At 54.1% G+C, this 26,400-nt stretch carries 25 protein-coding genes, 2 tRNA genes, 1 other RNA gene and 4 pseudogenes; 19 read left to right on the forward strand and 13 right to left on the reverse strand.

Going from position 1 to position 26,400, the window contains the following annotated elements:
* Nucleotides 1-74 precede the first annotated feature (74 nt).
* The 4 genes from dnaG to A7Q03_RS05265 all read left to right on the forward strand — a co-directional run bounded on the left by dnaG (nucleotide 75) and on the right by A7Q03_RS05265 (nucleotide 4,255).
* Nucleotides 75-1,859, forward strand: a complete 1,785-nt coding sequence (dnaG, locus tag A7Q03_RS05250; RefSeq protein WP_067447966.1) for a DNA primase — start codon at nucleotides 75-77, stop codon at nucleotides 1,857-1,859.
* Nucleotides 1,860-1,899: 40 nt separating this feature from the next.
* Nucleotides 1,900-3,843, forward strand: coding sequence for an RNA polymerase sigma factor RpoD (rpoD, locus tag A7Q03_RS05255; protein ID WP_067447968.1), 1,944 nt, complete (start codon nucleotides 1,900-1,902; stop codon nucleotides 3,841-3,843).
* Nucleotides 3,844-3,891: 48 nt separating this feature from the next.
* Nucleotides 3,892-3,967 (forward strand) — tRNA-Ile (locus A7Q03_RS05260).
* Between the two features lie 199 nt (nucleotides 3,968-4,166).
* Nucleotides 4,167-4,255: transfer RNA gene (locus A7Q03_RS05265), tRNA-Ser, on the forward strand.
* Between the two features lie 80 nt (nucleotides 4,256-4,335).
* Here A7Q03_RS05265 and A7Q03_RS10135 read toward each other — a convergent pair.
* Both A7Q03_RS10135 and recA read right to left on the reverse strand, forming a co-directional pair.
* Nucleotides 4,336-4,485, reverse strand: coding sequence for a hypothetical protein (locus tag A7Q03_RS10135; RefSeq protein WP_156496203.1), 150 nt, complete (start codon nucleotides 4,483-4,485; stop codon nucleotides 4,336-4,338).
* A gap of 78 nt (nucleotides 4,486-4,563) precedes the next feature.
* Nucleotides 4,564-5,649 carry a recombinase RecA gene (gene recA, locus A7Q03_RS05270; RefSeq protein ID WP_067447970.1) on the reverse strand — a complete coding sequence of 362 codons (1,086 nt, stop codon included), beginning with the start codon at nucleotides 5,647-5,649 and terminating at the stop codon, nucleotides 4,564-4,566.
* A 152-nt stretch (nucleotides 5,650-5,801) separates the two neighbouring features.
* Between recA and trmB the strand changes: the two genes are divergently transcribed.
* The 4 genes from trmB (at nucleotide 5,802) to ispH (ending at nucleotide 8,849) form a co-directional block, all read left to right on the forward strand.
* The gene (trmB, locus tag A7Q03_RS05275) at nucleotides 5,802-6,497 is read left to right on the forward strand and encodes a tRNA (guanosine(46)-N7)-methyltransferase TrmB (protein WP_067447972.1); all 696 of its coding nucleotides are present in this window, start codon (nucleotides 5,802-5,804) and stop codon (nucleotides 6,495-6,497) included.
* 250 nt (nucleotides 6,498-6,747) lie between these two features.
* Complete coding sequence (locus tag A7Q03_RS09785) at nucleotides 6,748-7,239, forward strand: DUF4184 family protein (RefSeq protein WP_255361307.1); 492 nt, start codon at nucleotides 6,748-6,750, stop codon at nucleotides 7,237-7,239.
* Nucleotides 7,240-7,378: 139 nt separating this feature from the next.
* Nucleotides 7,379-7,885, forward strand: a complete 507-nt coding sequence (lspA, locus tag A7Q03_RS05285; RefSeq protein ID WP_153705563.1) for a signal peptidase II — start codon at nucleotides 7,379-7,381, stop codon at nucleotides 7,883-7,885.
* A 31-nt stretch (nucleotides 7,886-7,916) separates the two neighbouring features.
* The gene (gene ispH, locus A7Q03_RS05290) at nucleotides 7,917-8,849 is read left to right on the forward strand and encodes a 4-hydroxy-3-methylbut-2-enyl diphosphate reductase (RefSeq protein ID WP_067447977.1); all 933 of its coding nucleotides are present in this window, start codon (nucleotides 7,917-7,919) and stop codon (nucleotides 8,847-8,849) included.
* A 352-nt stretch (nucleotides 8,850-9,201) separates the two neighbouring features.
* On the opposite strand, the gene A7Q03_RS05295 is transcribed toward ispH, so the two are convergent.
* The 3 genes from A7Q03_RS05295 to groES form a co-directional block, all read right to left on the reverse strand.
* Nucleotides 9,202-9,726: a hypothetical protein gene (locus A7Q03_RS05295; RefSeq protein WP_153705562.1), complete on the reverse strand. Its 525-nt coding sequence runs from the start codon at nucleotides 9,724-9,726 to the stop codon at nucleotides 9,202-9,204.
* A gap of 332 nt (nucleotides 9,727-10,058) precedes the next feature.
* Entirely contained in the window at nucleotides 10,059-11,702 is a 1,644-nt protein-coding gene (groL, locus tag A7Q03_RS05300) for a chaperonin GroEL (protein ID WP_067447982.1), read from the reverse strand.
* A gap of 52 nt (nucleotides 11,703-11,754) precedes the next feature.
* A complete protein-coding gene (groES, locus tag A7Q03_RS05305; protein ID WP_067444054.1) occupies nucleotides 11,755-12,042 on the reverse strand; it encodes a co-chaperone GroES in 288 nt (95 codons plus the stop codon).
* Nucleotides 12,043-12,258: 216 nt separating this feature from the next.
* Between groES and A7Q03_RS09790 the strand changes: the two are divergent.
* A pseudogene (locus tag A7Q03_RS09790) lies at nucleotides 12,259-12,597 on the forward strand (3-dehydroquinate synthase); the annotation flags it as partial.
* Nucleotides 12,598-12,964: 367 nt separating this feature from the next.
* Here A7Q03_RS09790 and A7Q03_RS09795 read toward each other — a convergent pair.
* Nucleotides 12,965-13,617, reverse strand: a pseudogene (locus A7Q03_RS09795) (IS1595 family transposase).
* A gap of 86 nt (nucleotides 13,618-13,703) precedes the next feature.
* Between A7Q03_RS09795 and A7Q03_RS05320 the strand changes: the two are divergent.
* From A7Q03_RS05320 to grcA, 3 genes are all read left to right on the forward strand, one after another.
* Nucleotides 13,704-13,973 (forward strand): molybdenum cofactor biosynthesis protein MoaE, encoded by a 270-nt coding sequence (locus A7Q03_RS05320; protein WP_231866529.1) that lies wholly within the window; start codon nucleotides 13,704-13,706, stop codon nucleotides 13,971-13,973.
* A 397-nt stretch (nucleotides 13,974-14,370) separates the two neighbouring features.
* On the forward strand, nucleotides 14,371-14,709 hold the full coding sequence (locus A7Q03_RS05325) for a hypothetical protein (protein ID WP_067440978.1): 339 nt from the start codon (nucleotides 14,371-14,373) through the stop codon (nucleotides 14,707-14,709).
* Between the two features lie 83 nt (nucleotides 14,710-14,792).
* The gene (gene grcA / locus A7Q03_RS05330; RefSeq protein WP_049257642.1) at nucleotides 14,793-15,182 is read left to right on the forward strand and encodes an autonomous glycyl radical cofactor GrcA; all 390 of its coding nucleotides are present in this window, start codon (nucleotides 14,793-14,795) and stop codon (nucleotides 15,180-15,182) included.
* A gap of 243 nt (nucleotides 15,183-15,425) precedes the next feature.
* On the opposite strand, the gene glmU is transcribed toward grcA, so the two are convergent.
* Nucleotides 15,426-16,796, reverse strand: coding sequence for a bifunctional UDP-N-acetylglucosamine diphosphorylase/glucosamine-1-phosphate N-acetyltransferase GlmU (gene glmU / locus A7Q03_RS05335; protein ID WP_067447988.1), 1,371 nt, complete (start codon nucleotides 16,794-16,796; stop codon nucleotides 15,426-15,428).
* 93 nt (nucleotides 16,797-16,889) lie between these two features.
* Nucleotides 16,890-17,159: a hypothetical protein gene (locus A7Q03_RS05340; RefSeq protein WP_067447990.1), complete on the reverse strand. Its 270-nt coding sequence runs from the start codon at nucleotides 17,157-17,159 to the stop codon at nucleotides 16,890-16,892.
* Nucleotides 17,160-17,395: 236 nt separating this feature from the next.
* Here A7Q03_RS05340 and A7Q03_RS05345 point away from each other — a divergent pair, with 236 nt between their 5' ends.
* Nucleotides 17,396-18,004: a hypothetical protein gene (locus tag A7Q03_RS05345; protein WP_153705561.1), complete on the forward strand. Its 609-nt coding sequence runs from the start codon at nucleotides 17,396-17,398 to the stop codon at nucleotides 18,002-18,004.
* A gap of 64 nt (nucleotides 18,005-18,068) precedes the next feature.
* On the opposite strand, the gene A7Q03_RS05350 is transcribed toward A7Q03_RS05345, so the two are convergent.
* Together A7Q03_RS05350 and A7Q03_RS05355 are read right to left on the reverse strand one after the other, a co-directional pair.
* Complete coding sequence (locus tag A7Q03_RS05350; RefSeq protein ID WP_067447994.1) at nucleotides 18,069-18,614, reverse strand: MFS transporter; 546 nt, start codon at nucleotides 18,612-18,614, stop codon at nucleotides 18,069-18,071.
* Between the two features lie 76 nt (nucleotides 18,615-18,690).
* Entirely contained in the window at nucleotides 18,691-19,341 is a 651-nt protein-coding gene (locus A7Q03_RS05355; RefSeq protein ID WP_067447996.1) for a pyrimidine 5'-nucleotidase, read from the reverse strand.
* Between the two features lie 203 nt (nucleotides 19,342-19,544).
* Here A7Q03_RS05355 and fba point away from each other — a divergent pair, with 203 nt between their 5' ends.
* Nucleotides 19,545-20,612 carry a class II fructose-bisphosphate aldolase gene (gene fba, locus A7Q03_RS05360; RefSeq protein WP_003824241.1) on the forward strand — a complete coding sequence of 356 codons (1,068 nt, stop codon included), beginning with the start codon at nucleotides 19,545-19,547 and terminating at the stop codon, nucleotides 20,610-20,612.
* 129 nt (nucleotides 20,613-20,741) lie between these two features.
* Here fba and A7Q03_RS10140 read toward each other — a convergent pair whose 3' ends face one another.
* The gene (locus A7Q03_RS10140) at nucleotides 20,742-20,885 is read right to left on the reverse strand and encodes a hypothetical protein (RefSeq protein ID WP_153705560.1); all 144 of its coding nucleotides are present in this window, start codon (nucleotides 20,883-20,885) and stop codon (nucleotides 20,742-20,744) included.
* Between the two features lie 25 nt (nucleotides 20,886-20,910).
* On the opposite strand from A7Q03_RS10140, the pseudogene A7Q03_RS05365 reads away from it, so the two are divergent.
* From A7Q03_RS05365 to ffs, 4 genes and pseudogenes are all read left to right on the forward strand, one after another.
* Nucleotides 20,911-21,767: pseudogene (locus A7Q03_RS05365) on the forward strand (homoserine O-acetyltransferase); the annotation flags it as partial.
* Nucleotides 21,768-21,851: 84 nt separating this feature from the next.
* Nucleotides 21,852-22,028 (forward strand): annotated as a pseudogene (locus tag A7Q03_RS09800) (hypothetical protein); the annotation flags it as partial.
* A 171-nt stretch (nucleotides 22,029-22,199) separates the two neighbouring features.
* Entirely contained in the window at nucleotides 22,200-22,478 is a 279-nt protein-coding gene (locus A7Q03_RS05370; protein ID WP_067440955.1) for a hypothetical protein, read from the forward strand.
* A 237-nt stretch (nucleotides 22,479-22,715) separates the two neighbouring features.
* An RNA gene (gene ffs / locus A7Q03_RS05375) (signal recognition particle sRNA small type) lies at nucleotides 22,716-22,813 on the forward strand.
* Between the two features lie 81 nt (nucleotides 22,814-22,894).
* Here ffs and A7Q03_RS05380 read toward each other — a convergent pair.
* Together A7Q03_RS05380 and rsgA are read right to left on the reverse strand one after the other, a co-directional pair.
* Nucleotides 22,895-23,089: a hypothetical protein gene (locus A7Q03_RS05380; protein WP_067440952.1), complete on the reverse strand. Its 195-nt coding sequence runs from the start codon at nucleotides 23,087-23,089 to the stop codon at nucleotides 22,895-22,897.
* A gap of 171 nt (nucleotides 23,090-23,260) precedes the next feature.
* Nucleotides 23,261-24,136, reverse strand: coding sequence for a ribosome small subunit-dependent GTPase A (rsgA, locus tag A7Q03_RS05385; protein ID WP_067447998.1), 876 nt, complete (start codon nucleotides 24,134-24,136; stop codon nucleotides 23,261-23,263).
* A 132-nt stretch (nucleotides 24,137-24,268) separates the two neighbouring features.
* On the opposite strand from rsgA, the gene dxs reads away from it, so the two are divergent.
* Nucleotides 24,269-26,137 carry a 1-deoxy-D-xylulose-5-phosphate synthase gene (gene dxs, locus A7Q03_RS05390; RefSeq protein WP_067448000.1) on the forward strand — a complete coding sequence of 623 codons (1,869 nt, stop codon included), beginning with the start codon at nucleotides 24,269-24,271 and terminating at the stop codon, nucleotides 26,135-26,137.
* The last annotated feature ends 263 nt before the right edge of the window (nucleotides 26,138-26,400 follow it).

Below are 26,400 nucleotides of genomic sequence, written 5' to 3' on the forward strand. Positions count from 1 at the left end.
ACAGCATTGAGGCTACCTGAAAACTCCCCCAACCCATTTTCAGGTAACCTTTCCTACCGAAACCCCGGCCCGCCATGATTCCCAGCGAATTCATCGACGAGCTGCTGGCCAAAACCGATATTGTCGACATCATCGACGAGAGCGTGCCGCTGAAGAAAGGCGGCGCCAACTACATGGCCTGCTGCCCGTTCCACAAAGAAAAGACTCCGTCGTTCTCCGTCAGCCCGAGCAAACAGTTCTATCACTGTTTCGGCTGCGGCGCACACGGCACGGCCATCGGTTTCGTCATGGAATACCAAGGGCTGGGCTTCACCGAAGCCGTGCAGTATCTGGCTGACCGTGCCAGTATGGTGGTGCCGCAGCAAAAAGGCCGGCAGGAAAGCCCCGAAGCGCGCGCGCGCCGCAAACAGCGCCAGCAAACCCTGGAAGAAACCACCGCCCAAGCTGCTGCCTTCTACACCCGCGAGCTTGCCGCCAACGAAGCAGCAAAAGGCTACCTGAAAAAACGCGGCCTCTCCAATGAAGTCGCCACCCACTACGGCCTAGGCTACGCGCCCGACAGCTGGCGGCCGCTGGCGCAAAGTTTCACCCCCTACCCTTCCGAAGCACTGGTAAACAGCGGCATGGTGATTGAAAAAGACGGCAGCCACTACGACCGCTTCCGCCACCGCATCATGTTCCCCATCCGCAACAGCAGCGGGCAGGTTATCGGCTTCGGCGGCCGCGTATTGGACGACTCAAAACCCAAATACCTCAACTCGCCCGACACCCCGCTGTTCGATAAAGGCAAAAACCTCTACGGCCTCTACGAAGCCCGTGCCGCTGTGAAAGAAGCCGGCCGCATCCTGGTGGTGGAAGGCTATATGGACGTGGTTGCGCTGGCGCAGTTCGGCATCGGCTACTGCGTGGCCGCACTGGGCACCTCCACCACCGCCGAGCACGTTAAAATTCTGATGCGCCAAACCGACAGCATCTATTTCTGCTTCGATGGCGATGCGGCCGGCCGCAAAGCCGCCTGGCGTGCATTGGAAAACGCCCTGCCCCAACTGAAAGACGGCAAATCGCTACACTTCCTCTTTCTGCCCGAAGGCCACGACCCCGACAGCTATGTGCGCGAACACGGGCGGGAACGTTTTGAAGATATGCTGCTGCACCAAAGCAAGCCGCTTTCCGCCTATTTTTGGGACGCGCTCACCGCCAAGCTCGATTTGCGCAGCCAAGAAGGGAAGGCCGAGCTGGTGAAAACCGCCACCCCGCTGCTCACCCAGATTACCGCCCCCGCTCTCGCCTTCCTGCTCAAGCAGAAACTGAGCAACTTAGTGGGCATCGATCCGGCCAATTTGGCGCATCTGATGGGGCAGGAAGTCCCCAAACGCCACGTTGCCCAGCAACGCTACACCCTGCCGCGCCAAACCTTCCGCCAGCCGCAAATGCTGAGCTTGGCGCAACAACAAATCCGCCGCCTATTGATAAATCCGCAATGGGCTACATATATCGACCTACCCGACCATCTGGAACTGGATGCCGACCTTGCCTGCCTGAGCGTCATGGCCGCCCATGTGCGCCGCAGCCGCTCGCCGCTATCCAGTGCCGGATTGATGGAAGCCATGCGCAACACCCCCTATTACGGCAATATCAGCCGCATCATGCAGTCCGGTACGGACAGCGCCCACTTTGAGGGGGATGGCGAATCCGACGCACTGAATTTCCAATCGGGTATGCAAAAATTGATGAACGCCTTGAAAACCCAGCAAGTTGAAGCGTTGAAACGCAAACGCATCGAACACGGCTTGAGCGATGACGAAACCAAACTGCTGCTGGAGCTTTTGAGGCGTCCTCCTGTCAACGGCACCATTTAGGCAATGCCGATTACACCGACCTGTGAACAACGAGAGAAACATGTCCGAACAGAACAACCCCGCCACCGAAGAACAAGACGAAAGCAACCGCCCGCTCACGCCGGAGGAGCAAAGGGCACGGCTCAGACAGCTGATTCTGCAAGGTAAAGAACGCGGCTACATCACCTACGCCGAAATCAACGACGCCCTGCCCGATGATATGTCGGATGCCGAGCAGATCGACAACATCGTCAATATGATTTCTGGCCTGGGCATTCAGGTAACCGAAGAAACGCCCGACAGCGAAACCCTGCTGTTGGCCGACAATACGGCCAACATGACCGACGACGATGCCGTTGCCGAAGCCGAAGCCGCCCTCTCCAGCGCCGACTCCGAATTCGGCCGCACCACCGACCCTGTGCGCATGTATATGCGCGAAATGGGGCAGGTGGATTTGCTCACGCGCGAAGACGAAATTGTTATCGCTAAAAAAATCGAAACTGCCCTGCGTAACATGATTCAGGCCATCTCCGCCTGCCCCGGCTCGATTGCTGAAATCCTCGAACTGATTGAAAAGATTCGCAACGGTGAAATCCGGGTGGACGAAGCGGTGGAAGATATTATTGACCCGCACGAAGAGCTGCTTGATGAATTGGGCATCGGTGTGGGAAAAGCCGAAGAGGCGGCTCCCAATACCAATTTAGATGAAAACGAAGACAGCAATGCAGATGAAGAAGGTACTGAAGAAGATACTGGCGCCATCTCTGCCGCCAACCTCGAAGAGCTCAAGCAAAAAGTGTTGGCACACTTTGAAAACATCCAAGCTACCTATCAGAAAATGATTGCTGCGCTGCAAAAACACCACAGCCAGCACAAAACCTATCTGAACCTGCGCAACTATATTGCCGATCAACTGCTTAATGTACGCTTTACCACCCGCCAGATTGAAACTCTGAGCAACAATCTGCGCACTCGCGTAGACAGCATCCGCCGCCTGGAACGCGAAATCCGCGACATTTGCCTCAACCGTGTACACATGGATCGCGATTACTTTATCAACAATTTCCTGTCCAATATTACCGATTTAAATTGGGTGGAAGCCGAAATCAGCAAAAACCATGTGTGGAGCGAGGCCCTGAGCCGTTTCCAATATGCCATCATCGAAAAGCAGAATATTCTCATCGAACAGGAGAAACACGCGCAGATTTCCATTGCGGAACTGAAAAAAATCAGCAAAAACATGGTGGCGAACGAAAAAGAAACCGCCGCTGCCAAGCAAGAAATGATACAGGCCAACCTGCGCCTAGTAATTTCCATCGCCAAAAAATACACCAACCGCGGCCTACAATTCCTCGATTTGATTCAGGAAGGCAATATCGGTTTAATGAAAGCGGTGGATAAATTCGAATACCGGCGCGGCTACAAATTCTCCACCTACGCTACTTGGTGGATACGTCAAGCCATTACCCGTTCGATTGCCGACCAGGCGCGTACTATTCGCATCCCAGTGCACATGATTGAAACCATCAACAAAATGAACCGCATCTCGCGCCAGTATCTGCAAGAAACCGGTGAAGACCCAGACGCCGCCGAGCTGGCCGAATTGATGGAAATGCCGGAAGACAAGATCCGAAAAATCATGAAGATTGCCAAAGAGCCTATTTCTATGGAAACCCCTATAGGCGACGACGACGACAGCCACTTAGGTGACTTTATCGAAGACGTAAACAATATTGCCCCGGCCGATGCCGCCATGTATTCCGGACTACGTGAAGCCACCAAAGACGTTTTAGAAAGCCTCACTCCGCGTGAAGCCAAAGTTTTGCGCATGCGTTTCGGCATCGACATGAACACCGACCATACGCTGGAAGAAGTGGGCAAACAGTTTGACGTAACCCGTGAACGCATCCGCCAAATCGAAGCCAAAGCTCTGCGCAAACTGCGCCATCCCACCCGCAGCGACCGCTTGCGCAGCTTCCTAGACGGCGAGGAAAACAAGCAGTAATCCTTGCTAGGCCGGCGGCTTGTCGGTACAATGCCGCCCTTTCTAGCCGGGTCTGTAGCTCAGGGGTTAGAGCAGAGGACTCATAATCCTTTGGTCGCTGGTTCGAGACCAGCCAGACCCACCAAAAATAGCCAACAGGCTGCACGCAGTTGCAGCCTGTTTTCTATTGCAACAGCCTAAAAGCAAGGTTTCTCCACCCTGCTGTATGGCCAAATGAGACAAATCGGCGAACCAACACAGTACCCTTCCTATTTGGAACAGTTATACAAAATAATGCTGTTCAAATTCGCAAAAAACCTGTATAGTGCGCGCTTCACTAAACTGGAAGCGTGGCAGAGTGGTTTAATGCAGCGGTCTTGAAAACCGTCGTGGGTTAGGCCCACCGTGAGTTCGAATCTCACCGCTTCCGCCAAATTGAAAAACCTTTGTTGCGAAACAAAGGTTTTTTATTGCCTTTTGCTCTCTTGCAAAAGGCTGCCTGAAAGTGCAGTTTCACGAAGTGAGTTTTAATTGCGTTGCAGCTGTGATTTCAGGTAGCTCCATTTTTATTTCAGGTGCCTTTTCCTTATTCCAACTACCTATCCAGCCCCTGTTGTACCATTTCGGCAGCAGGGCGGCGCTTTGGTGCAGTTGTTCGCGCAAGGCTTCTGCGAAGCTAAAATGAAAAAGGCTACCTGAAAATCTTGCATTTGGTATCTTCAGGTAGCCTTTTCGGCAGACTTACTCTTCCGGCTGTTCGCCGTCGGTCTTGTCGCGTTGCCCTTCGGTAATCTCGATATTGATACCGACTTCCTTGCGGATTTGCGCTTCAATTTCGGCGGCCACTTCCGGGTTTTCCTTCAGCCACACGCGCACGTTGTCTTTGCCTTGGCCGATTTTATCGCCGTTGTAGCTATACCACGCGCCGGATTTTTTGATGATGCCGACTTTATCGCCCCAGTCGATCAGCTCGCCTTCGCGGCTTACGCCTTCGCCGTAGAGGATATCGAACTCGGCTTGGCGGAACGGCGGCGCCACTTTGTTTTTAATCACTTTCACGCGGGTTTCGTTGCCCAGGATGTCGTCGCCTTTTTTAATCTGGCCGATGCGGCGGATATCGAGGCGTACGGAGGCGTAGAACTTGAGCGCGTTGCCGCCGGTGGTGGTTTCCGGGCTGCCGAACATCACGCCGATCTTCATGCGGATTTGGTTGATGAACACCACCAAAGTGTTGGTTTTCTTAATGTGGCCGGTGAGCTTGCGCAAGGCCTGGCTCATCAGGCGGGCTTGCAGGCCGACGTGGCTGTCGCCCATTTCGCCTTCGATTTCCGCTTTCGGCACCAGCGCGGCCACGGAGTCGATCACCACCATATCCACACCGCCGGAGCGCACCAGCATATCGCAGATTTCCAGCGCCTGCTCGCCCGTATCCGGCTGCGACACCATCAGCTCTTCCACCTTCACGCCCAGCTTGCGCGCATAAATCGGGTCGAACGCGTTTTCCGCATCGATAAAGGCACACACGCCGCCGTTTTTCTGACATTGCGCGATGGTTTCCAAGCACAGCGTGGTTTTGCCGGAAGATTCCGGGCCGAAGATTTCCACAATGCGCCCGCGCGGCAAACCGCCCACGCCCAGCGCCAAATCCACACCCAAAGAACCGGTGGAAATCACTTCCAAGTTTTCATCCTGATGGCTGCCGTCCATCTTCATGATGGAGCCTTTGCCGAAATTCTTTTCAATCTGCGCCAGCGCGGCGGCCAGAGCCTTTTTCTTATCGTCTTCAGGAGTAGACGCTTTATCTGCCTTGTTTTTTGCTTCTGCCATAATCAATCCCTGTTTCTGAAGTGTGAATAAATCTGGCGAATTATCGCACAAAGCACCGCCGCTGTGTTTGTCGGGAAGCGGTTGAAACTTGAGCGCCCCGCCCGATGCTGGCAATATAGCGCCATTTGAGCCACACATTGCAGATACCCAACATGACCCAATCCGATGCCCAACACGAACAACACCCGCGCAGCATCAAATCTTTCGTTTTGCGCCAAGGCCACATGACCCCCGCCCAACAGCGCGCCATCGATGAAAACTGGCCGCGCTTCGGCCTGGATTTCCAACACGCGCCCGTTGATTTAAATGCCGTCTTCGGCCGGGAAGCCCCGAAAATCCTCGAAATAGGCTTCGGCATGGGCACTGCCACCGCCGAAATCGCCAAAAGGCTACCTGAAAAAGACTTTCTCGCCATCGACGTGCACGGCCCCGGCGTGGGCAATTTGTGCAAACTCATGGCCGAACAGGATATTGCCAATATCCGCGTGATGCGCCACGATGCCGTGGAAGTAGTGGAAACCATGCTGCCCGATGCCTGCCTAAGCGGTATCCACATCTTCTTCCCCGACCCCTGGCACAAAAAACGCCATCATAAACGCCGCCTGATTCAAGCCCCCTTCGTGGCCAAACTGCTGCCCAAACTCAAAAGCGGCGGCTACATCCACCTCGCCACCGACTGGGAAGAATACGCCGTGCAGATGCTCGAAGTGCTGGGCAGTTTCCCCGAGCTGCAAAACACCGCTGAAGCCTATGCCCTCACTCCCGCCTACCGCCCCGAAACCAAATTTGAAGCACGCGGCAAACGGCTCGGGCATGGTGTGTGGGATTTGGTGTTTAAAAAACGCTGATGAGTGGGTTTCAGGTAGCCTTTGGTTTACCATAGCTAAAACCCTTACTCTCTTCATACCGCGTTGGCTTGGCTTTCCGTATTACTCATACTGCCTGCGGTTCGCCGCCTGGTATAAAAAAATAATTGTTTCAGCTATAATCTTGCGCCCACACACTAGCATTCGCATACCCAACTCAAAAAAGCTACCTGAAAACGAATGAAGTAAGTTTCAGGTAATTTCTTACCATACCTTCAAATCTTCCCCAACCATGCCCTTCACCCTTGCTCACCCCGTTGCCATGCTGCCCTTTACCCGCCGCCGCGTTCACTTCCCAGCCATGGTTATCGACAGCCTCGCACCGGATTTTGTGTATTTCCTGCACGGCCGCGCAGTGCCGGGCGGGCATAGTTGGCCAATCTGCTGTGGCCGAACCTGCCGCTGTGTTTCGCCATCTACGCGCTCTATACCGCCCGCCGTCGGCCGCACCGCTCAGCCAAAACCGTGCAGCAGAAAAGCCTCTTCATGGGCAGGCTGCACCCTGCTGACGTTCTCCGGCTGGGCACTTTGGCAAACCGCTGTCCCCGTACCGCTGGCCCATGCCGCTACGCAAACAATCCGCCTCATCGACTGCGGCGTGCTCAGATTATTACTACTCTGCACAGCGCTTTGCTTTCAGGTATCGCTAACGCACTTCTCTTCTCTTACTGCGTTGGCTCGTCTTGCTGTACTTTTGTACTGTCTACGGCTCATGGTCTGGTAGGAGAAGATGTTGCTTCAGCTATAGCCTGAATGGAGTTGAGAGAGGCGGGATGTTTGTTTGACGCTGGAGCCTGTTCCATAAGTTTGGCTGCATGCAGGCGCTTTATAGTACAGTGCAGCCACTTTTTATCTGTTAGGTGATGATGAATATGAAAGAAGTTTCGTGGTTCCGGCTGTGGTCGTATGCTTTGCTGGCTGCTTTGGTAGTGGTGGCCGATCAGTGGAGCAAATTGTGGGTGTTGGATCATATCGTGTTCAACTGGCGCGAACCGGTTATCGAGGGGTTTTTCGATCTGACACATGTGTACAACCCCGGTGCGGCGTTTAGTTTCCTGGCCGGTGCCTCAGGCTGGCAGAAATATTTGTTTGCCGGCTTGGCGGCGGTGGTTACGCTGTATTTGGCATTGGGTATCCGTTCTGGGAAATTCGGCCGTTTGGGTGATGTGGCAGCAGCGATGATTATCGGCGGCGCCATCGGTAATGTCATCGACCGCATCAACTACGGGCATGTAATCGATTTCTTGTTGTTTTATTGGAATAATCGCTACTATCCGGCGTTTAATGTGGCCGATAGTTTTATCTGTATTGGCGCAGTATTGTTCGTAATTGACGGTTTCTGTCAGGGCAGGCGAAATCAAGCTACCTAAAGATAGCAACAGACACACATAGAGGAAAAACATGGTGAAAACCATTATGCTGGCCAATCCGCGCGGTTTTTGCGCAGGAGTGGACCGTGCCATCAGTATTGTGGAACGGGCATTGGAGCTGTTTGGTGCGCCGGTTTATGTGCGGCATGAAGTGGTGCACAATAAATTCGTGGTGGACAATTTGCGCGCCAAAGGGGCGATTTTCGTGGAGGAGTTGGAGGAAGTACCGCCCGGCGCTACACTGATTTATTCGGCGCACGGCGTATCCAAGGCGGTGCAGCAGGAAGCGGCGGAGCGTGGTTTCCGTGTGTTTGATGCCACTTGTCCGCTGGTAACCAAGGTGCACCGTGAAGTGGCGCGATTGGACGAGCACGGCTACCAAATCATCATGATCGGCCATGCTGGCCATTCGGAAGTGGAAGGCACGATGGGGCAGCTGCCGCCTGGCAGTATGCTTTTGGTGGAAACGGCGGCGGATGTGGTCGATTTGGAAGTACGCAACCCCGATAAGCTGGCGCACGTGAGCCAAACCACGCTGTCGATTGACGAAACCAAGGAAATCATCGATGCGCTGCGGGCGCGCTTTCCCAATATCCGAAGCCCGCACAAGGAAGACATCTGCTATGCTACCACCAACCGTCAAGAAGCGGTGAAGCAGCTGGCGGCGGCCAGCGATGTGGTGGTGGTGGTAGGCTCGCCCAATTCTTCCAACAGCAATCGTTTGCGCGAAGTGGCCGCGCAGCATGGCGTGGATGCCTATATGGTGGATAATGCAGGCTACCTGAAAAAGGAATGGTTCACCGGCAAAGAGCGGGTGGGGATTACTGCTGGAGCCTCTGCACCAGAGGTGCTGGTGCGAGAGGTAGTGGATACCGTGCACAGTTGGGGCTATGAAACGGTGCAGGAAAGGGAAGGCAAGAAAGAGGGCATCGTGTTTGTGCTGCCCAAAGAACTGCGTGGGTGAGTGTGGACAGATTGGGCAGCAGGTAATACCGGAATGTTTGTGTTCTCGGGAAAACAGATACTCTGGTTTTGGCTGTATTGAGGTAAGGGCAGATTTAAGCAACCAGTATGGCAAAGGTTGCCTGAAAATGGGTTTTAGGTAGCTCTTTGTTTGGTTTGTGTTGTAAAAGATTTATAGCTAAATGCATTGATTTCTTTATACGGCGTAGACCTACCTTGTCGCACTCTTGTACTGTCTGTGGCTTGCTGCTTTATATGAAAAGTGTACTTTAGCCATATACTACGAATCATGCAGGCAAAAAGCAGGCTACCTGAAAAATCAAGCAGCCTAAAAGAACAGCTAGAGAGTAACTTTACTGGGTGCAGATGCTTTCGATAGCCTGCGGGATATCGCCGGCACAAGCCCAAATCAATTGACCCTGCGACTGCATTGGCAGCAGGAGAACCGCACGTTCGGCAGTGCTGCCGGCAGGAATAGCAGTAATCGCGCCTTGACTAAGAGTGATACTCTGCCAGAACTCCTCCTGACCAGCAGGAACGTCGATTGCTTCATTGATTTCATTCAAGCGGGTACCTTTGGCTAAGCGGGTTTCCACCCATACTTTCGCCATATTCAGTGCTTCAACGGCTTTCGGATCGGTGATGGTGGGGGCAGCAGGCACTTGCGGGGCGGTTGCGCCCATACCGCTTTCATTGGCCGGTTCGGCCAAGCCGACAATGGATTTTGCCTGCTCGATGATTTCCGGGTTTATATAGGCATATACGCCGCCACCCACCAGAATCAGAGCCAACAGAAGGCCGACTGAACGCAATGCGCCGCCGCCATTCCTGCCGCTGTGTTTGCTGCGGGATTTGTTGTTTCGGGATAATTTTCTCACTGCTGTAGCCATTTATTTGGTGTCCTAATAATTGTTGGATAGTTTAGATGGGTAGAAAAAGAAATTTCGATAGTGGATAAGCATAAAGCGTGCCAAAGTTTGATGTTGGATTAAGTTTGGCGTGATGAATTTTCATTTTGATTATTATTTGTTGTTATATATAGAAATTTATTTATAGAGAATATGCGGATTAGTGATGGGGAAGAGGCTACCTGAAAACGCAGCGCAGTGAAGTTTCTGCGAAGCTAAAATTTCAGGTAGCCTTTAACGGCAAACGGCAGGCAAGAAAAAGCACCCTCAGGCGAGGGTGCTTTTGCATGGCGTTGGGACAATTACATCATACCCATTCCGCCCATGCCTCCCATTCCGCCCATGTCCGGAGCGGCGGGCTTGTCTTCCGGAATGTCGGCTACCATGCATTCGGTGGTCAGCATCAGGCCAGCGATGGAAGCGGCGTTTTGCAGCGCAAAGCGGGTAACTTTGGCCGGGTCGATTACACCCATTTCCAGCATGTCGCCGTAGCTGTCGTTACCGGCGTTGTAGCCGAAGTTGCCGCTGCCTTCCAGCACTTTGTTCACCACCACGCTCGGCTCGCCGCCGGCGTTGGCCACGATTTGGCGCAGCGGAGACTCAACCGCACGCAATACGATTTGCACGCCGGCTTCTTGGTCGGCATTGGCAGTTTCCACTTTACTCAGGGCAGAGCGGGCACGCAGCAGGGCTACGCCGCCGCCGGCCACTACGCCTTCTTCCACAGCGGCACGAGTGGCGTGCAGCGCGTCGTCTACGCGGTCTTTTTTCTCTTTCATTTCTACTTCGGTGGCCGCGCCCACTTTGATTACGGCCACGCCGCCGGCTAGTTTAGCCACGCGCTCTTGCAGTTTTTCCTTGTCGTACTCGCTGGTAGCGGTGTCAATCTGGGTGCGGATTTCGACCACACGGGCTTCTACGGCGGATTTGTCGCCCAAACCATCGATGATGGTGGTGTTTTCTTTGCCCACTTCGATGCGTTTGGCTTGGCCCAAATCTTCCAGCGTGGCTTTTTCCAAAGACAAGCCCACTTCTTCGGCGATCACAGTGCCGCCGGTGAGGATGGCGATGTCTTGCAGCATGGCTTTGCGGCGGTCGCCGAAGCCCGGGGCTTTCACAGCCACGGTTTTCAGGATGCCGCGAATGTTGTTCACCACCAACGTGGCTAAGGCTTCGCCTTCCACATCTTCAGCGATAATCAGCAGCGGACGGCTGGTTTTGGCCACTTGCTCCAGCACGGGTAGCAGGTCTCGGATATTGCTGATTTTCTTGTCAAACAGCAGAACAAACGGGCTATCCAGCTCGGCCAGTTGTTTTTCCGGGTTGTTGACGAAATAGGGGGAGAGGTAGCCGCGGTCGAACTGCATGCCTTTTACCACTTCCACTTCGTTTTCCAGCGATTTGCCGTCTTCCACGGTAATCACGCCTTCTTTGCCCACTTCATTCATGGCTTGGGCGATGATGTTGCCGATGGATTCGTCGGAGTTGGCGGAAATAGAAGCCACTTGGGCGATTTCCTTAGATTTCTCTGGCACTGGCTTGGCAATGTTCTGCAATTCTTTTACCAAAGCGGAAACGGCTTTATCGATACCACGTTTCAGATCGGTCGGGTTCATGCCGGCGGTAACGTATTTCATGCCTTCGGCCACGATGGCTTGTGCCAACACAGTAGCGGTAGTGGTACCGTCGCCGGCCACATCGTTGGTTTTGGAGGCGACTTCTTTCACCATCTGTGCGCCCATGTTTTCAAACTTGTCTTTCAGTTCAATTTCCTTGGCCACGGTAACGCCATCTTTGGTGATGTGCGGGCCGCCGAAAGTGCGGTCCAACACCACATTACGGCCTTTCGGGCCGAGTGTTATTTTCACGGCGTTAGACAAAACGTTTACGCCGTTTACCATCTTCTGACGGACTTCATTGCCAAACTGTACATCTTTTGCTGCCATATGTATGACTCCTAAAATAAAAAATCAGAAATTGTTGTCTTGATGAGGTTGCTTATTCGATGATGCCAAAAATGTCTTCTTCGCGCATCACTAGCAACTCTTCGCCGTCTGCTTTCACGGTTTGGCCGCTGTATTTGCCGAAAATCACACGGTCGCCCACTTTCACATCTAGCTTACGGCGCCCGCCGTCTTTGGTGAGCTTGCCGGCGCCCACGGCCACTACTTCGCCCATATCGGGCTTTTCAGCAGCAGAGCCGGGCAAAACAATACCGGAAGCGGTTTTTTCTTCGGCTTCCAGGCGTTTGATAACCACACGGTCGTGCAACGGACGAATTTTCATAAATCTTCTCTCCAGAATTGAATTTGATGATTTTGTTGCTACCCGATTGAGGGTAAACAGAAATATGCCGGGCAGGGCACGGCACACCACTTGTGCGGGCTTGAAGATAAGGCTGGTGACGTTGAATTCAAGAGTGGGGTGGGAAAAATATTTGGCTGAAGAAGGAGAGGATGGCAGAGAGCAAACTTTGCATGTCCCCCCGGCCACAGCTACCCCATCCACATCGGCTTTCGCCTGCTTGATAATCTGGCCGAACACATCCGCCCACACATTAGCAGCAAAGCCGCCATCATCAGCAACCAGACCGTTGCCCCGCTCTACCTTGCTTCTATTGAAGCCGCCTGCCGACAACTCGGCATCAGTACCTGCAGCATCATCCTGCCCGACGGCGAACAATACAAAAATAACGAATCCCTCCAGCAAATCTACACTGGATTGTTGCAGCACCATGCCGACCGCCGTACCACTATCCTCGCTCTCGGCGGCGGCGTAATCGGCGACCTTGCCGGTTTTGCTGCCGCTACCTACCAGCGCGGCATCCCCTTTATCCAAATCCAAGATATCTGCCTAGATACACAAATTCGGAGGTGAACATTGAGTTCAACTGTTGAAATCACTGAGCTGTATTTCGCCGCCCTGTGCGAGCAGGCAAAGAAGGAAAAATCCACATCGCCGAAGGCTGGGCCACGGCAGCCTTATACGAACAACTTTCACAGCAATACAGCTTTACTCTATACAACAGGAACGTGTGCGCGTGGCGGTACATGCTTTTGCCGGTTGAGAGCAGCTGATTGTTGCCAACGACATCGTGGCCTTTATCCCTCCGGTAGTAGTAGGCTGAATATTTGATTTGAATGAATAAGCAATAGAAAGCCAAGCCCTGCACCAACAGCTTTTAATAAGGGGCTGTACTAGATTAGCCCTAAATTCCACACCACTTCCGCAGCGTTTTAAGCTGCCGGGATGGTGTGCCGAAGTTAAGCCGGAATTCGCATTCTTTCAAGAACAGCAGGAAAGATTTGCGGTCGATTCCGTTGTATTTGCGTAAGGCGCGTTTTGCCTGATTCCAAAAATTTTTGATGCCGTTGATGTGGTTCTGACGGTCTGCAAACGCTTTGGCATGATTGATGCGGTGATAGATAAAACCACTCACATCCAGTCTGTCGTAGCTGCTTAGGCTGTCCGTGTAAATGATGCTGTCAGGGATAATTTTTTATTTGATGACAGGCAGTAAAGTTTCATACTTGTCGTTATCTGCAACCACCGTATAGGCCTTATCATGCTGTTTCAGAATACCGGAGACGACCACTTTGCCTGCCGCCACGCGACCGCGCCTACCCTTACGCCGTCTGCCAAAATAACTTTCGTCCAACTCAACTGGGCTATCAAAAATCTCATTAGTAGCCAGTGCCAGATGATGGCTGATGACTTAGCGGATTTTGCGGTAGAACAGGGCTGCCGAATTGGGATGGATACCTAAAATATCGGCAGTGGCACGGGCAGTAACTTCCAGCACAAAAAAACGGATCAGTTCTTTCTGTACTTTTTCTTTAATTTGCAGTGTGTTATCTTCATACTCTGAGGGTAACATAGATTGCTAATCTAGTACGGTCCTCTTAATAAATGAGCAATGCGGCGCTTTCCTCAGCTTCGAAGACTGGATACGCCGTCAAAACGATGGGCAGCGCGTGAATTATTTGGTGTACGGCGTGTATGAAGAATTGGCGTGCTGCCAAGGGCAGGCTGTGATTGAAGAGGCCAAACGCTGCTTTGGCTTGGAAGCAGCCGTGTGCGTGTACCACTACAGGTGGCTGGAAGTGGGTGGCATGGCGGTGTGGGTGGGTGTAACCACCTGCCACCACGATATGGCCTTCGCCGGCTGCCGCTACGTTATCGACATGGTGAAAGCCGAAGAGCTGATTTGGGAATAGGAATTCTATAAGCGTCCAAGTTGTTGTCTCATGATTTGGATAACCAAACGGCGGGTGGCGAACGCCAACAGGTCAAATAGCGGGTTGCAGTCATAAACAAGCTACTTGAAATTTCATGTAGCCTTTTGTCTTGTGTGGTTTTTTAGCCAATCGCATCCGCCACGCGGATTTTGGAGCGGTCGGTAATTGAGGCAAGCCAGTAAAATCTGTAAAATAGCAGAATAGGGCGGCAGGTTTGGAATAATTGCCCACATCCTTTCGCCCTGTGCCGTTTCAGTCTGGCCGTCGGCGCGTTTTTTGCCGAATTTAATTTAAAACCGAATGGTTGTCGTATCCCAATGGCCCTATTGTAGTGCCAACCTGGCATTGGCAGCATTCGGTTTTCAGGAAAAACACCATGCGAGGCTATCAACTCAACCCCAACCAACCCGTAGGCGGCGTTATTGCGGAGGATGCTGACCAGCAAATCGTGCAGCTCAACCTGCAAAAAGGCAATGAAGTGCCACCCTATTCGGCTGAAGCCATTATTACCATCACCGTCCTCTCTGGCGCGGTATGCCTGAAAACCGAGCAGGGGCAGATTGATTTGCAGCCGATGACCCTAGCGCGGCTTGAACCGCAGGAAACCCATGCCCTCGTGGCTTTGGAGGATAATACCTCCGTACTCGTGGTGAAACAGCTGTGCTACCACGCCCTGTTAAACCAAAAACTGCGCTTTGGCCGCTGCTGCGTTTAACCGTTTTCGTGCCGTATTGCCTGGCAATGCGGAATTATTTTAAAACCATAGCTTTACAACACAACTCTTGGAGATGAATCATTATGATTAAAGGTATTCAAATTACCCAATCAGCCCAACACCCCGCCTTGGTGCACTCTTTCTGGCTGTTGGACGACGAAACCCAGCAGGCGCGTTGCCTGTGCAGCAAGGACGAGCATTTCGCTGCCGACCAAATCGTTGCCCTGAGCGATTTGGGCGATGTGAGCTACCAAGAAGTGGCCGTAGACAGCTATATGCGTCCGAAAGTGGAAGGTGGTCAGCACCTGAACGTAAACGTGATGAGCCGCGAAATGCTGGAAGACGCAGCCGCCAACCCCGATAAATACCCGCAGCTCACCATCCGCGTATCCGGCTATGCCGTGCGCTTCAATTCCCTCACGCCCGAGCAGCAACGCGATGTGATTACCCGCACCTTCACGCAGCATATGTAAACCGGAATCACAACACAGCCCCGCCGTTTCAGATGGCGGGGCTGGTTTTTTTTGGGGTATGAAATAGATAAGGGTAGGCTGCAAGATAAGTAAAAGTAGCTCCGGTTTTGCTGAGCCATGACCAAACAGATTCTAGGTCGCCTGATTAGTACGCAGGAAGGCTACCTGAAAATTCAAAATGGTTTGATTATGTGGACCAAATTTTTCAGGTAGCCTGATGTCACCGAAGCTTTATGCTTCGGCTTATTTTTTCTCTTTTTCCGGCCGTATCCAGCCAGATATGGTGGTTTGACGAGCGCGGGTGAGGGTGAGTTCACCTTCGGGGCAGTTGCGGGTGAGCGTGCTGCCGGCGCCGGTGGTGGCGCGGTGGCCGATGGTGAGCGGGGCAACCAGCATGTTGCCGGAGCCGATGCGCACTTCGTCGCCGATAACGGTTTGGTGTTTGTGTACTCCATCGTAGTTGCAGGTGATGGTGCCGGCGCCGATGTTGCTGCGGCTGCCGATTTGCGCGTCGCCGAGGTAGGTGAGGTGGTTGGCTTTGCTGCCGCGGCCGATGGTGCTGTTTTTCACTTCCACGAAGTTGCCGATGTGCACTTCGTCGGCCAAATCGGCATTGGGGCGCAGGCGGGCGAAGGGGCCGATGCGGGCGCTGCTGCCGATGCGGCAGTTTTCGAGGTGCGAGAAGGGCTCGATAACCGTGTTGTCGCCGATGACAGCGTTTTTAATCACGCAGTTGGCGCCGATGGATACGTTGTTGCCGAATTGGTTTTCGCCTCCCAGCACCACGTTCACATCAATCACCACGTCTTGGCCGTGCTGAAGGCTGCCGCGCAGGTCGAAGCGGGCCGGGTCGCGCAGGGTGAGGCCGGCTTGGAGCAGGCTTTGCGTCTGTTCGCGTTGGAAGATGCGCTCGAGTTCGGCGAGCTGGATTTTATTGTTCACCCCGGCGGCAAGGTAGGAGGAGGCTACCTGAACGGGATGCACGGCCACGCCATCGGCGCGGGCAAGGGCGATGACGTCGGTGAGGTAGTATTCGCCTTGAGCATTGTTGCTGGAGAGGCTGCCCAGCCAGCGGGCAAGGTGTGCGTTGGGCAAAACGAAAATGCCGGTGTTGGTTTCGCGGATGGCTTTTTGCTCTGGAGAGGCGTCTTTTTCTTCCACAATGGCCGCTACTTGGCCGTTGGCCTCGCGGATGATGCGGCCCAGCCCGAAGGGGTTGGGCGGGATGTCGGTGAGCAGGCCGATTTCGCTGCCGGCGGCTTGCAGCAGCTCTTCCAGGGTGGCGTGGTTAATCAGCGGAACGTCGCCATAGAGCACGAGGGTGCGGCCCGTGCTGCCGAGGTGCGGCAGGGCGGTTTGCACGGCGTGGCCGGTGCCGAGCTGTTCTGTTTGCTCCACCCAACGGATGCCTTTGCGCTGCACTTGTTCACGCACCTGCTCTTTGCCGTGGCCGATCACCACGTTGATGCTTTGCGGGCTGAGGCTTTGCGCGGTGTCGATAACGCGCTCAAGCATAGTTTTGCCGCCGATGCGGTGCAGCACTTTGGGCAGGGCGGAATACATGCGCGTGCCTTTGCCGGCGGCGAGGATGACGATATGGAGGGGCTGGTGCATGAGTGGGCTTTCTAGAAACGATTTCTTTGAAATGATGGTTTTCAGGTAGCCTGCTTGGGGCTACCTGAAAAAAGAGGATTCAAACTGCCGATATTAATGGCCGCTTGGTGCTTCGGGCACGCTGTCGCCGCTCCAGGTGGTGCGCGGCACGCTGTGTTGGTGTTGTTCGCGGGTAACAGGCACGGGCACGGGGCGGTATTCGTTGTAGCGTTGGTCGCGGGCGAAGGTGCCGTCTTGGTATACCACGGGCGTGCCTGGGGCATAACGCTGGCGCAGGCCGGTTTTGCCTTGTTGGTCTTGGTAGGTCTCCCAAGTGCAGGCGGAAAGGGCGATGAGGGCGAGCAGTAGAACGGCGGGGCGCATGACTTTATCCTTTTTCTGTTGTGAGACTGGTGTTGCTTTTGTTGCCAATTATAACGCGAACAGCCGGGGCTGGCTGTTGGTTTTTAGGCTTTGAGGGAGGTAGGGAGTTGGGGATAGCTGTGTGTCCGTTGAGTTTTCAGGTAGCCTTTGGTCGGCGTGGGGTGGTTGTCGGTGTTGAGGCTACCTGAAAGATTGGCCAGTATATCGGCTTAATGGTAGAGTAGCGGGAGGCAATCGTGCCGTTCAAGCAATGGGAGAAAATCATGAAGCGTTTGGGTTTGATGTTGGCCATTTGTGCGGCGATAAGTGGGGCATATGCTGCTCCAGCATGGGACACGGGCTATGCGTATGGGGCAAACCATTGTTATGGTTTCCACGCACCAGCAGGCTGGACGCAGGATAACCGGTTGCTGGCCGATAAGGGCGTGCCGATGGTGTTTCTGCCGCAAGATGGCAAGTTGCGTGCGGCGCGGGTGATGATTTATGCGGGCAGCATCGGCCGCAAGCCGCACGAGAGCTTTACTGCAGCCGTGCGCGGGCAGGTGAATGATGTGGTGGCGCAATATGCCCAATCGAATGAGCGCATACGGCCAGCCATATTGCGCCGTATCCGTGCCCGCGACGGGGTGAGCGGCGAACTGTGGCGTTTTACCGGTTACAGCAACGGCGGGCAGGAGCTGGTGGCCTATCTGCCGGGCAGCCGTTCGGTGAATTATTTTGTGGCGCAAATCCCCGCGCAGGCAGATGCGGCGGCTGTGGAAACCGCTATGCTGGCTTTGGCAGCCAGCTACCACGAGCGGCAGTCGTGCCCGCCGTGCCGTGGCGAAGGATGTGTGTCGGAGTGATGATGTAATGGGTAAAAGGCTACCTGAAAGTTCAGGTAGCCTTTTGCTTTGTCGGACATAAATTCTAATCGCTGCTTTTGCCGTGCGGCTTGAGCCGGTAGGCACAGACGATGGTGAGGATGCCGACGGCGAGGGCGAAGCTCATATTCAGGTGGATGCCGTTGAGCATGGCTTGCTGCGGGCTGCTGCCGCTGGAGAGGTGTTCGCCGATGTTGGTGGTGCCCACGAAGGCGGCGGATATGGCCTGCACCATGCGCCCGGCCAGCAGCACGCCGAAATTGGGCGCGAGGGCGCAAATCAGCGAGCCGGCGAGGAAGGTGGCTTGGGTGATGAGCACCATTTTGCGGGTTTCAAACCATTGGATGACGCCGGCGGTAATCGGCGTGAATGCGCCCATCACCAGAAGAAAGCCGGTGGTGAGCCATTGGGCGGTGGTTTTATCGATGTGGAAATCGCGCATGATGGGCGTGAGCGCCACGTTGAGCAGGGTGTCGTTCAGGTAGCCGAAGAAGGCGCCGATAAAGAGCGTGGCCACGATGGTTTTGGCGGGGAAGCCGGGGCGGTCGGCAAAATATTCGTGTTGGGTATCGGCAGAATCGGTGTGTTGCATGGGGTGTTCTTTCTTGTTATTCGATTATGGCCAAGAGGCTACCTGAAATCCAGTATTGGAATGCAAGAGCCAGATTTTACATGATTTTTCCAGCTAGAGCCTGCAGCTCGCACATATTGCGGGCGATATGGTCGGCACATGGCTGCGGCTGGGCACGGCTGCCGAACCACACCGTGCGCATGCCCAAAGCTTTGGCCGCTTGCAGATTGGCCGGGCTGTCGTCCACCAGCACGCATTGCTGCGGCGGCACGGCCAGCGCGGCGCACACCATGTGGAAGGCCTGCGGCTGCGGCTTGTAGTGCAGGGCAAGGTCGTCCACGCCGAATAGGGCTTCAAAATGGCTGTCCAGCTGCATGGCTTCGATTAGGGCGTGCACATAAAATGCAGGGCCGTTGGAAAACACGGCTTTGCGGCCGGGTAGGGCGGCGAGCGCGGTATCGATGTGCGGCATCGGCTGCAAGGCGGCGATGAGTTCGGGCAGATGATGACTTTGGCGCAGGAATTCGGCGGGGCAAACCTGCGGATGGTGCTGCTGCAAACCGCCGAGCGTGGCGCCGTAGAGTTGCCAATAGTGCTCGCGCAAGTCGGAGGCTTCGGGCAGGCTCAGGCTCAGTTCGCGTGCCATGAATTCGGTCATGCGGCGGTTGATGAGGCGGAAAATGCCCGCATCGGCGCGGTGCAGGGTATCGTCTAGGTCGAACAGCCAAACGGGCTGGGAGGGCGGCATGAGGCTACCTGAAAAATAAAAAACCGAATTATATAGCTGCTTCAAATGAGCATTCTACTTCTTTGCCCGCCGTGCCATACTTGCCGCTACGGCCTGCTGCCATGCCCAATTTGAATTGGTGGAACTCACACTCCCGCCATCGGGACGGTTTGCTGCTATAATCCCACTGATTTTCACAACCAATTATCATTCAGGAGATTGCTATGGCTCTGGTATCCATGCGCCAGCTTTTAGACCACGCCGCCGAACACGGCTACGGCCTGCCCGCTTTTAATGTGAACAACTTGGAGCAGATGCGCGCCATCATGGAAGCGGCCGACCAAGTGAACGCGCCCGTTATCGTGCAGGCTTCCGCCGGCGCGCGCAAATATGCCGGCGCCCCCTTCTTGCGCCACCTGATTTTGGCGGCAGTGGAAGAGTTTCCGCATATTCCCGTGGTGATGCACCAAGACCACGGTGCCTCGCCCGATGTTTGCCAGCGCTCTATCCAGCTGGGCTTCTCCTCCGTAATGATGGACGGCTCGCTCCTGGCCGACGGCAAAACCCCGTCTTCCTACGAATACAACGTGGACGTTACCCGCACCGTGGTGAACTTCTCCCATGCCTGCGGCGTGTCGGTGGAAGGCGAAATCGGCGTGTTGGGCAACTTGGAAACCGGCGAAGCGGGCGAAGAAGACGGCGTGGGCGCGGTGGGCAAATTGAGCCACGACCAAATGCTCACCAGTGTAGAAGATGCCGTGCGCTTCGTGAACGACACCGGCGTGGACGCACTGGCGATTGCCGTGGGCACCAGCCACGGTGCATACAAATTCACCCGTCCGCCCACAGGCGACGTATTGCGCATCGACCGCATCAAAGAAATCCACGCAGCCCTGCCGAACACGCATATCGTGATGCACGGCTCCAGCTCGGTGCCGCAGGAATGGCTGAAAGTGATTAACGAGCACGGCGGCGGCATCGGCGAAACCTACGGCGTACCGGTGGAAGAAATTGTGGAAGGCATCAAACACGGCGTGCGCAAAGTGAATATCGACACTGACCTGCGCTTGGCCAGCACAGGGGCAATCCGCAAATTCTTAGCCGAAAACCCTGCCGAATTCGACCCGCGCAAATACCTGGCCAAAACCATCGAAGCCATGAAAGGCATCTGCCTGGCCCGTTATCAGGCCTTCGGCTGCGAAGGCATGGCCAGCAAAATCAAACCGATTTCGCTAGAAAAAATGGCCACCCGTTATGCCAAAGGCGAGCTGAACCAAGTGGTGGCGAAGTAATATAGTGAATGCAATTTAAATCGAGGAAAGGCGGCGAGCCGCAGGCAGTACGCGCGTACAGTCAGGCGAGCCAACGCGGTATCGGTTTAAATGTAATCTGCTATAACTTGATTTGAATGATGTAACAGGCTACCTGAAAATATGTTCAGGTAGCCTGTTTGTTTGGGGCAAGAGGCTACCTGAAAAAGCAGCAGAGCAGCTCCAATGCAGTTTCAGGTAGCCTTCTCCGTTGCCCATCATGAATTTCCCCGCCTCATCCGCTATAATCCACATAAATTAATCACGCCAATTTCTATCTATGAACCCACCCGCTTTCGTGGGCATCGTTACCCCGCAAACCATTGCATTCGAACAGCCCTTTGCCCTGCAAAACGTCGACACGCTGCTGCGTTTTGATTTGATTACCGAAACCTATGGCACGCTCAATGCCGATAAATCCAACGCCATCCTGATTTGACATGCCCTTTCCGGCATGCACCACGTGGCTTGCCGCCACCATCCGGACGACGAACACTCCGGTTGATGAGGCAACATGGTCGGCCACAATAAACCGGTGGATACCAAGCTTTTTTGTGGTCGGGCCCAATAACCTGGGCAGCAGCGGCCCGTTGAGCATCAACCCCGCCACAGGCAAACCTTACGGCTCGGATTCTCCGATGGTTATCGTAAAAGCCCGGGTGCGCTCGCAAGCCATGCTGGCCGACCATTTCGGCATCAAGGGGCGGCAGTCTCGGCAGTATACAGACCTTGCAATGGGCAACCGACTTCCCCGAACGTGTGCGTCACGTGCCGGTGATTGCCTCTGCGCCTAAATTGTCCACCCAAAACATCGTGTTTAACGACATGGCCCGCCAGGCTATCCTCACCGATCCCGACTTCCACGAAGGCCACTACTCCAGTCGCCAAGCCGTGCCCCGGCGCGGCCTGAAGATTGCTCGCATGATGGGGCACATTACTTATCTGGCTGAAGACGGGCTGGGCAAAAAATTCGGCCGTCAGATGAGGAGCGGTAAGCTGCAATACGGCTACAGCATTGAATTTGAGGTGGAAAGCTACCTGCGCTACCAGGGCGACAAATTCGCTGACCGCTTCAATGCCAACACTTATCTGCTTATGACCAAGGCGCTGGACTATTTCGACCCCGCCGCCGATTTCGACTACTGGCACAACCGTTTTCAGGTAACCTTCGGTGGGCACATATGCTCGTGAGCAAGGGTATGTTTTAGTGATTGGTACGACACGCCGAACATCCATTGGTGCATCCTGGGCTATTTCGATCACCTGTGCGCGAGAAACCGCATCCACGTACTGGAACGCGCGGTGACAGTTGGCAGCCAGCGTATTTCCTACCTGCCGAACCTGTTGGGTGGTTTGGTGTCTTATCGCGAGGGTCAAATGATATATTTGGTTTTATAATTCAGCCTGTTGCCTATATTAACGGGGAGATTGTTTAAACATACCTAATTCGCCATTTGTTTGATTTAAGTCAAATATATCGCGCCCACAGGCAATGGTATCGCCTGTGGGCAAAACGTATAATCAAGTTAAATTTTTTAGACATTTTGTAATGTCAAGGGGGAAAGCAGTATGTTGCGCAATTTTTCAGACAAATTTTTCGGCAACGACGACAAGGGTGACTTCGAGCTGCAATGCCTGATGATGATTATCGAAGACCCGGCACGCCGCCAATGGGCGGTGCGTTTGAAAATCACCAAAAAATACGATGTTAGCAACGCCCGCACCATATTGTTGGAAAAATTCGAAAAAGGGTTTGAAAAAGAACATGATGCCCAGTTGTTTGTGTTGGACGAGCTGGATGAGTTTCCGATATTCCGTGTTAAGGTGTTGGAAGGTTTCCGACAGTAATTGAGTTGTTGATTTATACAAAAGGCTACCTGAAAGCTGGATTAGGCTTTCAGGTAGCCTTTTTAGGAATGTTGAGCAAGTAGGTGAATTTTATCTTCGTGAGGGCAGGCAATACCAGGCTACCTGAAACACTGTAGCAGCTGAGCTTGCACCCATCAGCTGTACCAGTTGAGGCTACCTGAAAATGGTGCCGTCTTGGCAAAACGCATTCGGCTCCGTATAATTCGCACTTTCTACGGCGGGTCTCCCCGCATGCAGGTTTGGGACAAGGGGTCAGGTGCGGAAGCAAGCAGCCCACCCTGAATTCAGCAGTGCCGGGGCTCCGGCTCGCCACCTCATATAAAAACCGCTCCGGTGTAATACCGGAGCGGTTTTGCTATATATGGCTGAATAGCTGAAGCTATTTCAGCAAGAGCTTATTTGTAAAAACGCTCAATAGAATGAATTTTAAACGCGCTTACTTGGCATTTGTCGGCCACGAATTTTTTAAATTCGGCCTGGTTCAGATAGCGCACTTCCTCGCGTGGCAGCTGCAACAAGACCTGGCGGTTTTGGTTGCTGTTGATGGCATCAGCAATGGTTACAACGTAGTTGGTGGTTTTTTTTGTCATAATTTACTCTCGTTAAAGCTGTTATTTTCTAGTGCAAACAGAATTTTTATTATCTGATAGATTGCTTTTGTAAAAATGGTAAATTATCTATTCTGATTGTGCAAGGTTCAGGAGGGTAAAGATATGCAGGGCTATGTAAATGCAGTAATGTCGGTAGGCGGCCTCAGAGGTTTACCACTTTTTTGTGGATAGTTCATCGGTCAGCTGTTGCAGAAGCTGTAAGCGGTTGGCACGGATATGGCCGGCTTCTGCAGTGGCTTTGATCGCGCAGCCAGGTTCTTGGCGGTGGCTGCAGTTGTGGAACCGGCATTGGCCGATGAAGTCGCGCATATCGGGGAAATAGTGGGGCAGGGAGGCTACCTGAAGATGGTGCAGGCCGAATTCCTGCAGGCCGGGGGAATCGATGATGTGGGCGGTTTCGTTTAGGTCGTAGAGCTGGGCGTGGGTGGTGGTGTGTTTGCCGGAGTCGAGGGCGCTGGAGATTTCGTTGGTGTGGGCGATGCTTTGGCCGAGCAGGGCATTAATCAGGGTAGATTTGCCCATACCGCTTTGGCCAAGCAGGATGCTGGTGTGCCCATTCAACACTGGCAGCAGGGCGGCGGCATCTTGCATGGCGCTAACGGGCAGCACGGGGTAGCCCAGGCCTTCATAAAACTCTAGTTTGCTGCGCCATTGTCCTGTTTCCGGCAAATCGGTTTTGTTCAACACAATCACTGCGCCGATATCAGCTGCTTCTGCCGCCAGCAGGGCGCGTTGTAACAGCAGCTCGCTGGGTGTAGGCACAGCAGCCAGCACAATCAGCAGTTGACTCACATTAGCGGCAATCAGCTTGGTTTTCCAAGCATCTTGGCGGAAGAGCAGGCTGCGGCGCGGCAGGAAATCTTCAATCACCGCTTGCTCGGCATTCAGCGGCGTGATGTGTACTTGGTCGCCGCAGGCGAAGTCTACCCGCTTTTTGCGGGTGGTGGCCTCGAAGGTGTGGCCGCCGGTGGTGCGTACAATAAAGCGGCGGCCGTAGCTGGTAACGATTTGGGCGGTGTCGGTCATGGCAGTGTGCCGGGTGGGAAAGTGTCATCATAGCAAGGATTGGCATGCTGATGCCAATTTGCCTGCTGTGCCGGGCAGAATGGCTATATAATCCGGCTTTATTTATCCCGATCAATAGGGAATCGCCACACCATGACTACCACGCCGCTTCTCGATACCATCGACTACCCGCAGGATTTGCGCCGTTTGCGTGAAGACCAGTTGCCGCAGCTGGCTGCTGAATTGCGTACCTTTTTGCTCGACAGCATCAGCAAAACCGGTGGCCATTTCGCTAGCAATCTGGGCGCAGTGGAGCTGGCTGTGGCATTGCATTATGTGTACGATACGCCTAACGACCACTTAATTTGGGACGTAGGCCACCAAAGCTATCCGCACAAAGTGCTCACTGGCCGCCGCAATCGCATGCACACCATGCGCCAATACGGCGGCTTGGCCGGTTTCCCCAAGCGCAGCGAATCGGAATACGACGATTTCGGTGTTGGCCACTCCTCCACTTCCATCGGTGCGGCATTAGGCATGGCGGTGGCCGACAAGCTTTCAGGTAGCCCCAACCGCAGCGTGGCTGTTATCGGCGACGGCGCGATGACCGCCGGCCAAGCTTTTGAAGCGCTGAACAATGCGGGCGATATGGACATCGATTTGCTGGTTATCCTCAACGACAACGAAATGTCGATTTCCCCCAACGTGGGCGCTTTCCCCAAATACCTTGCCGGCAGCCAGGCCAAAGACTGGCGCGACACCTTGCGCAGTATCAAACACAAATCCGAAAAAGTGCTCGACAAATTGCCCGGCGCGCTGCATATCGCGCAGAAAGTGGAGCAGCGGCTGAAAAGTGTGCTCGACGGCTCGCGCATCCGTCCAGATTCCTTGTTCGACAACTTCGGCTTCACCTACACCGGCCCGGTGGACGGCCACGACGTGCGGCAACTGGTGGCTGTGCTCAAAGATATGAAACAGCGCAAAGGCCCGCAGCTTTGGCATGTGCTCACGCAAAAAGGGCAGGGCTACAAACTGGCTGAAAACGATCCGGTCGGTTTTCATGCCGTGGGCAAATTTAATCCCGACCAAGGCCCAGTGAGTGGTGGCGCTGCCCCTTTGAGCTACACCCAGATTTTCGGCCAATGGATATGCGACCAAGCCGCTGCAGATGGCAAATTGGCCGCCATCACTCCCGCCATGCGTGAAGGCAGTGGGTTGGTGGAGTTTGAGCGACGCTTTCCCGAACGCTATTTTGACGTCGGTATTGCCGAGCAGCACGCCGTTACCTTTGCTGCCGGCCTAGCCTGTGGCGGCATCAAACCCGTGGTGGCGATTTACTCTACTTTCCTGCAACGCGCTTACGACCAACTTGTGCACGACGTGGCATTGCAAAACCTGCCAGTATTGTTTGCCATCGACCGTGCCGGTATCGTCGGCGCCGACGGCCCTACCCATGCCGGTGCCTATGATTTGAGCTTCCTGCGCTGCATTCCGAATATGGTGCTGGCTGCGCCCAGCAGCGGCGAAGAATGCCGCCTGCTACTTTCTACCTGCTACGCGTTGGATTGCCCCACTGCCGTGCGCTACCCGCGCGGTGTCAGCGGCAGTACGGTAATCGGCAGCAGCTTGGATACCGTGCCGGTAGGCAAGGGCGTGGTGCGGCGGCAGGGCAGGGGAACTGCTGTGTTGGCTTTCGGCAGTATGGTGCAGCCCGCGTTGCAGGCAGCGGAACAGCTGGATTTAACTGTGGCCGATATGCGCTTTGTGAAACCGCTGGACGAAGAATTGATTGCCGATTTGGCTGCCACCCATCAGCAGCTAGTGTGCATTGAAGAAAACGCCGTGCAAGGCGGAGCCGGCAGCGCGGTGTTGGAGGTGCTGGCCAAACAAGGCTGCCGCTTGCCCGTGTTGCTACTGGGCATCGAAGACATCGTTACTGGCCACGGCGACCCGACTATCCTGCTGGACGACCTGGGTTTGAGTGCTGAGAAACTGACAGCACGGATTGAAACATTTGCATAATTAGTTGGCTGAGTACAGCTGAGAGCAGCTATTGTGATGGGATGAATCATAAAATGATGGTAAAAAGGCTACCTGAAAGTTTCAGGTAGCCTTTAATTGCGGTTGAACAAAAAGGGTTGTAATGTATTGGTTTTTGCCAAAGCACTTTACTTCCTACTATGTTGGCTTACCTTGTTGTATTCCTGTATTGTTTGTGATTAGCCATCTTGTATCAGTTTCAGTAATTCCGATAAAGCAATAGCAGATAATTGTAGCAGATACAA

The sequence above is a fragment of the Eikenella sp. NML99-0057 genome (genome assembly GCF_001648535.1).
Classification (GTDB): domain Bacteria; phylum Pseudomonadota; class Gammaproteobacteria; order Burkholderiales; family Neisseriaceae; genus Eikenella; species Eikenella exigua.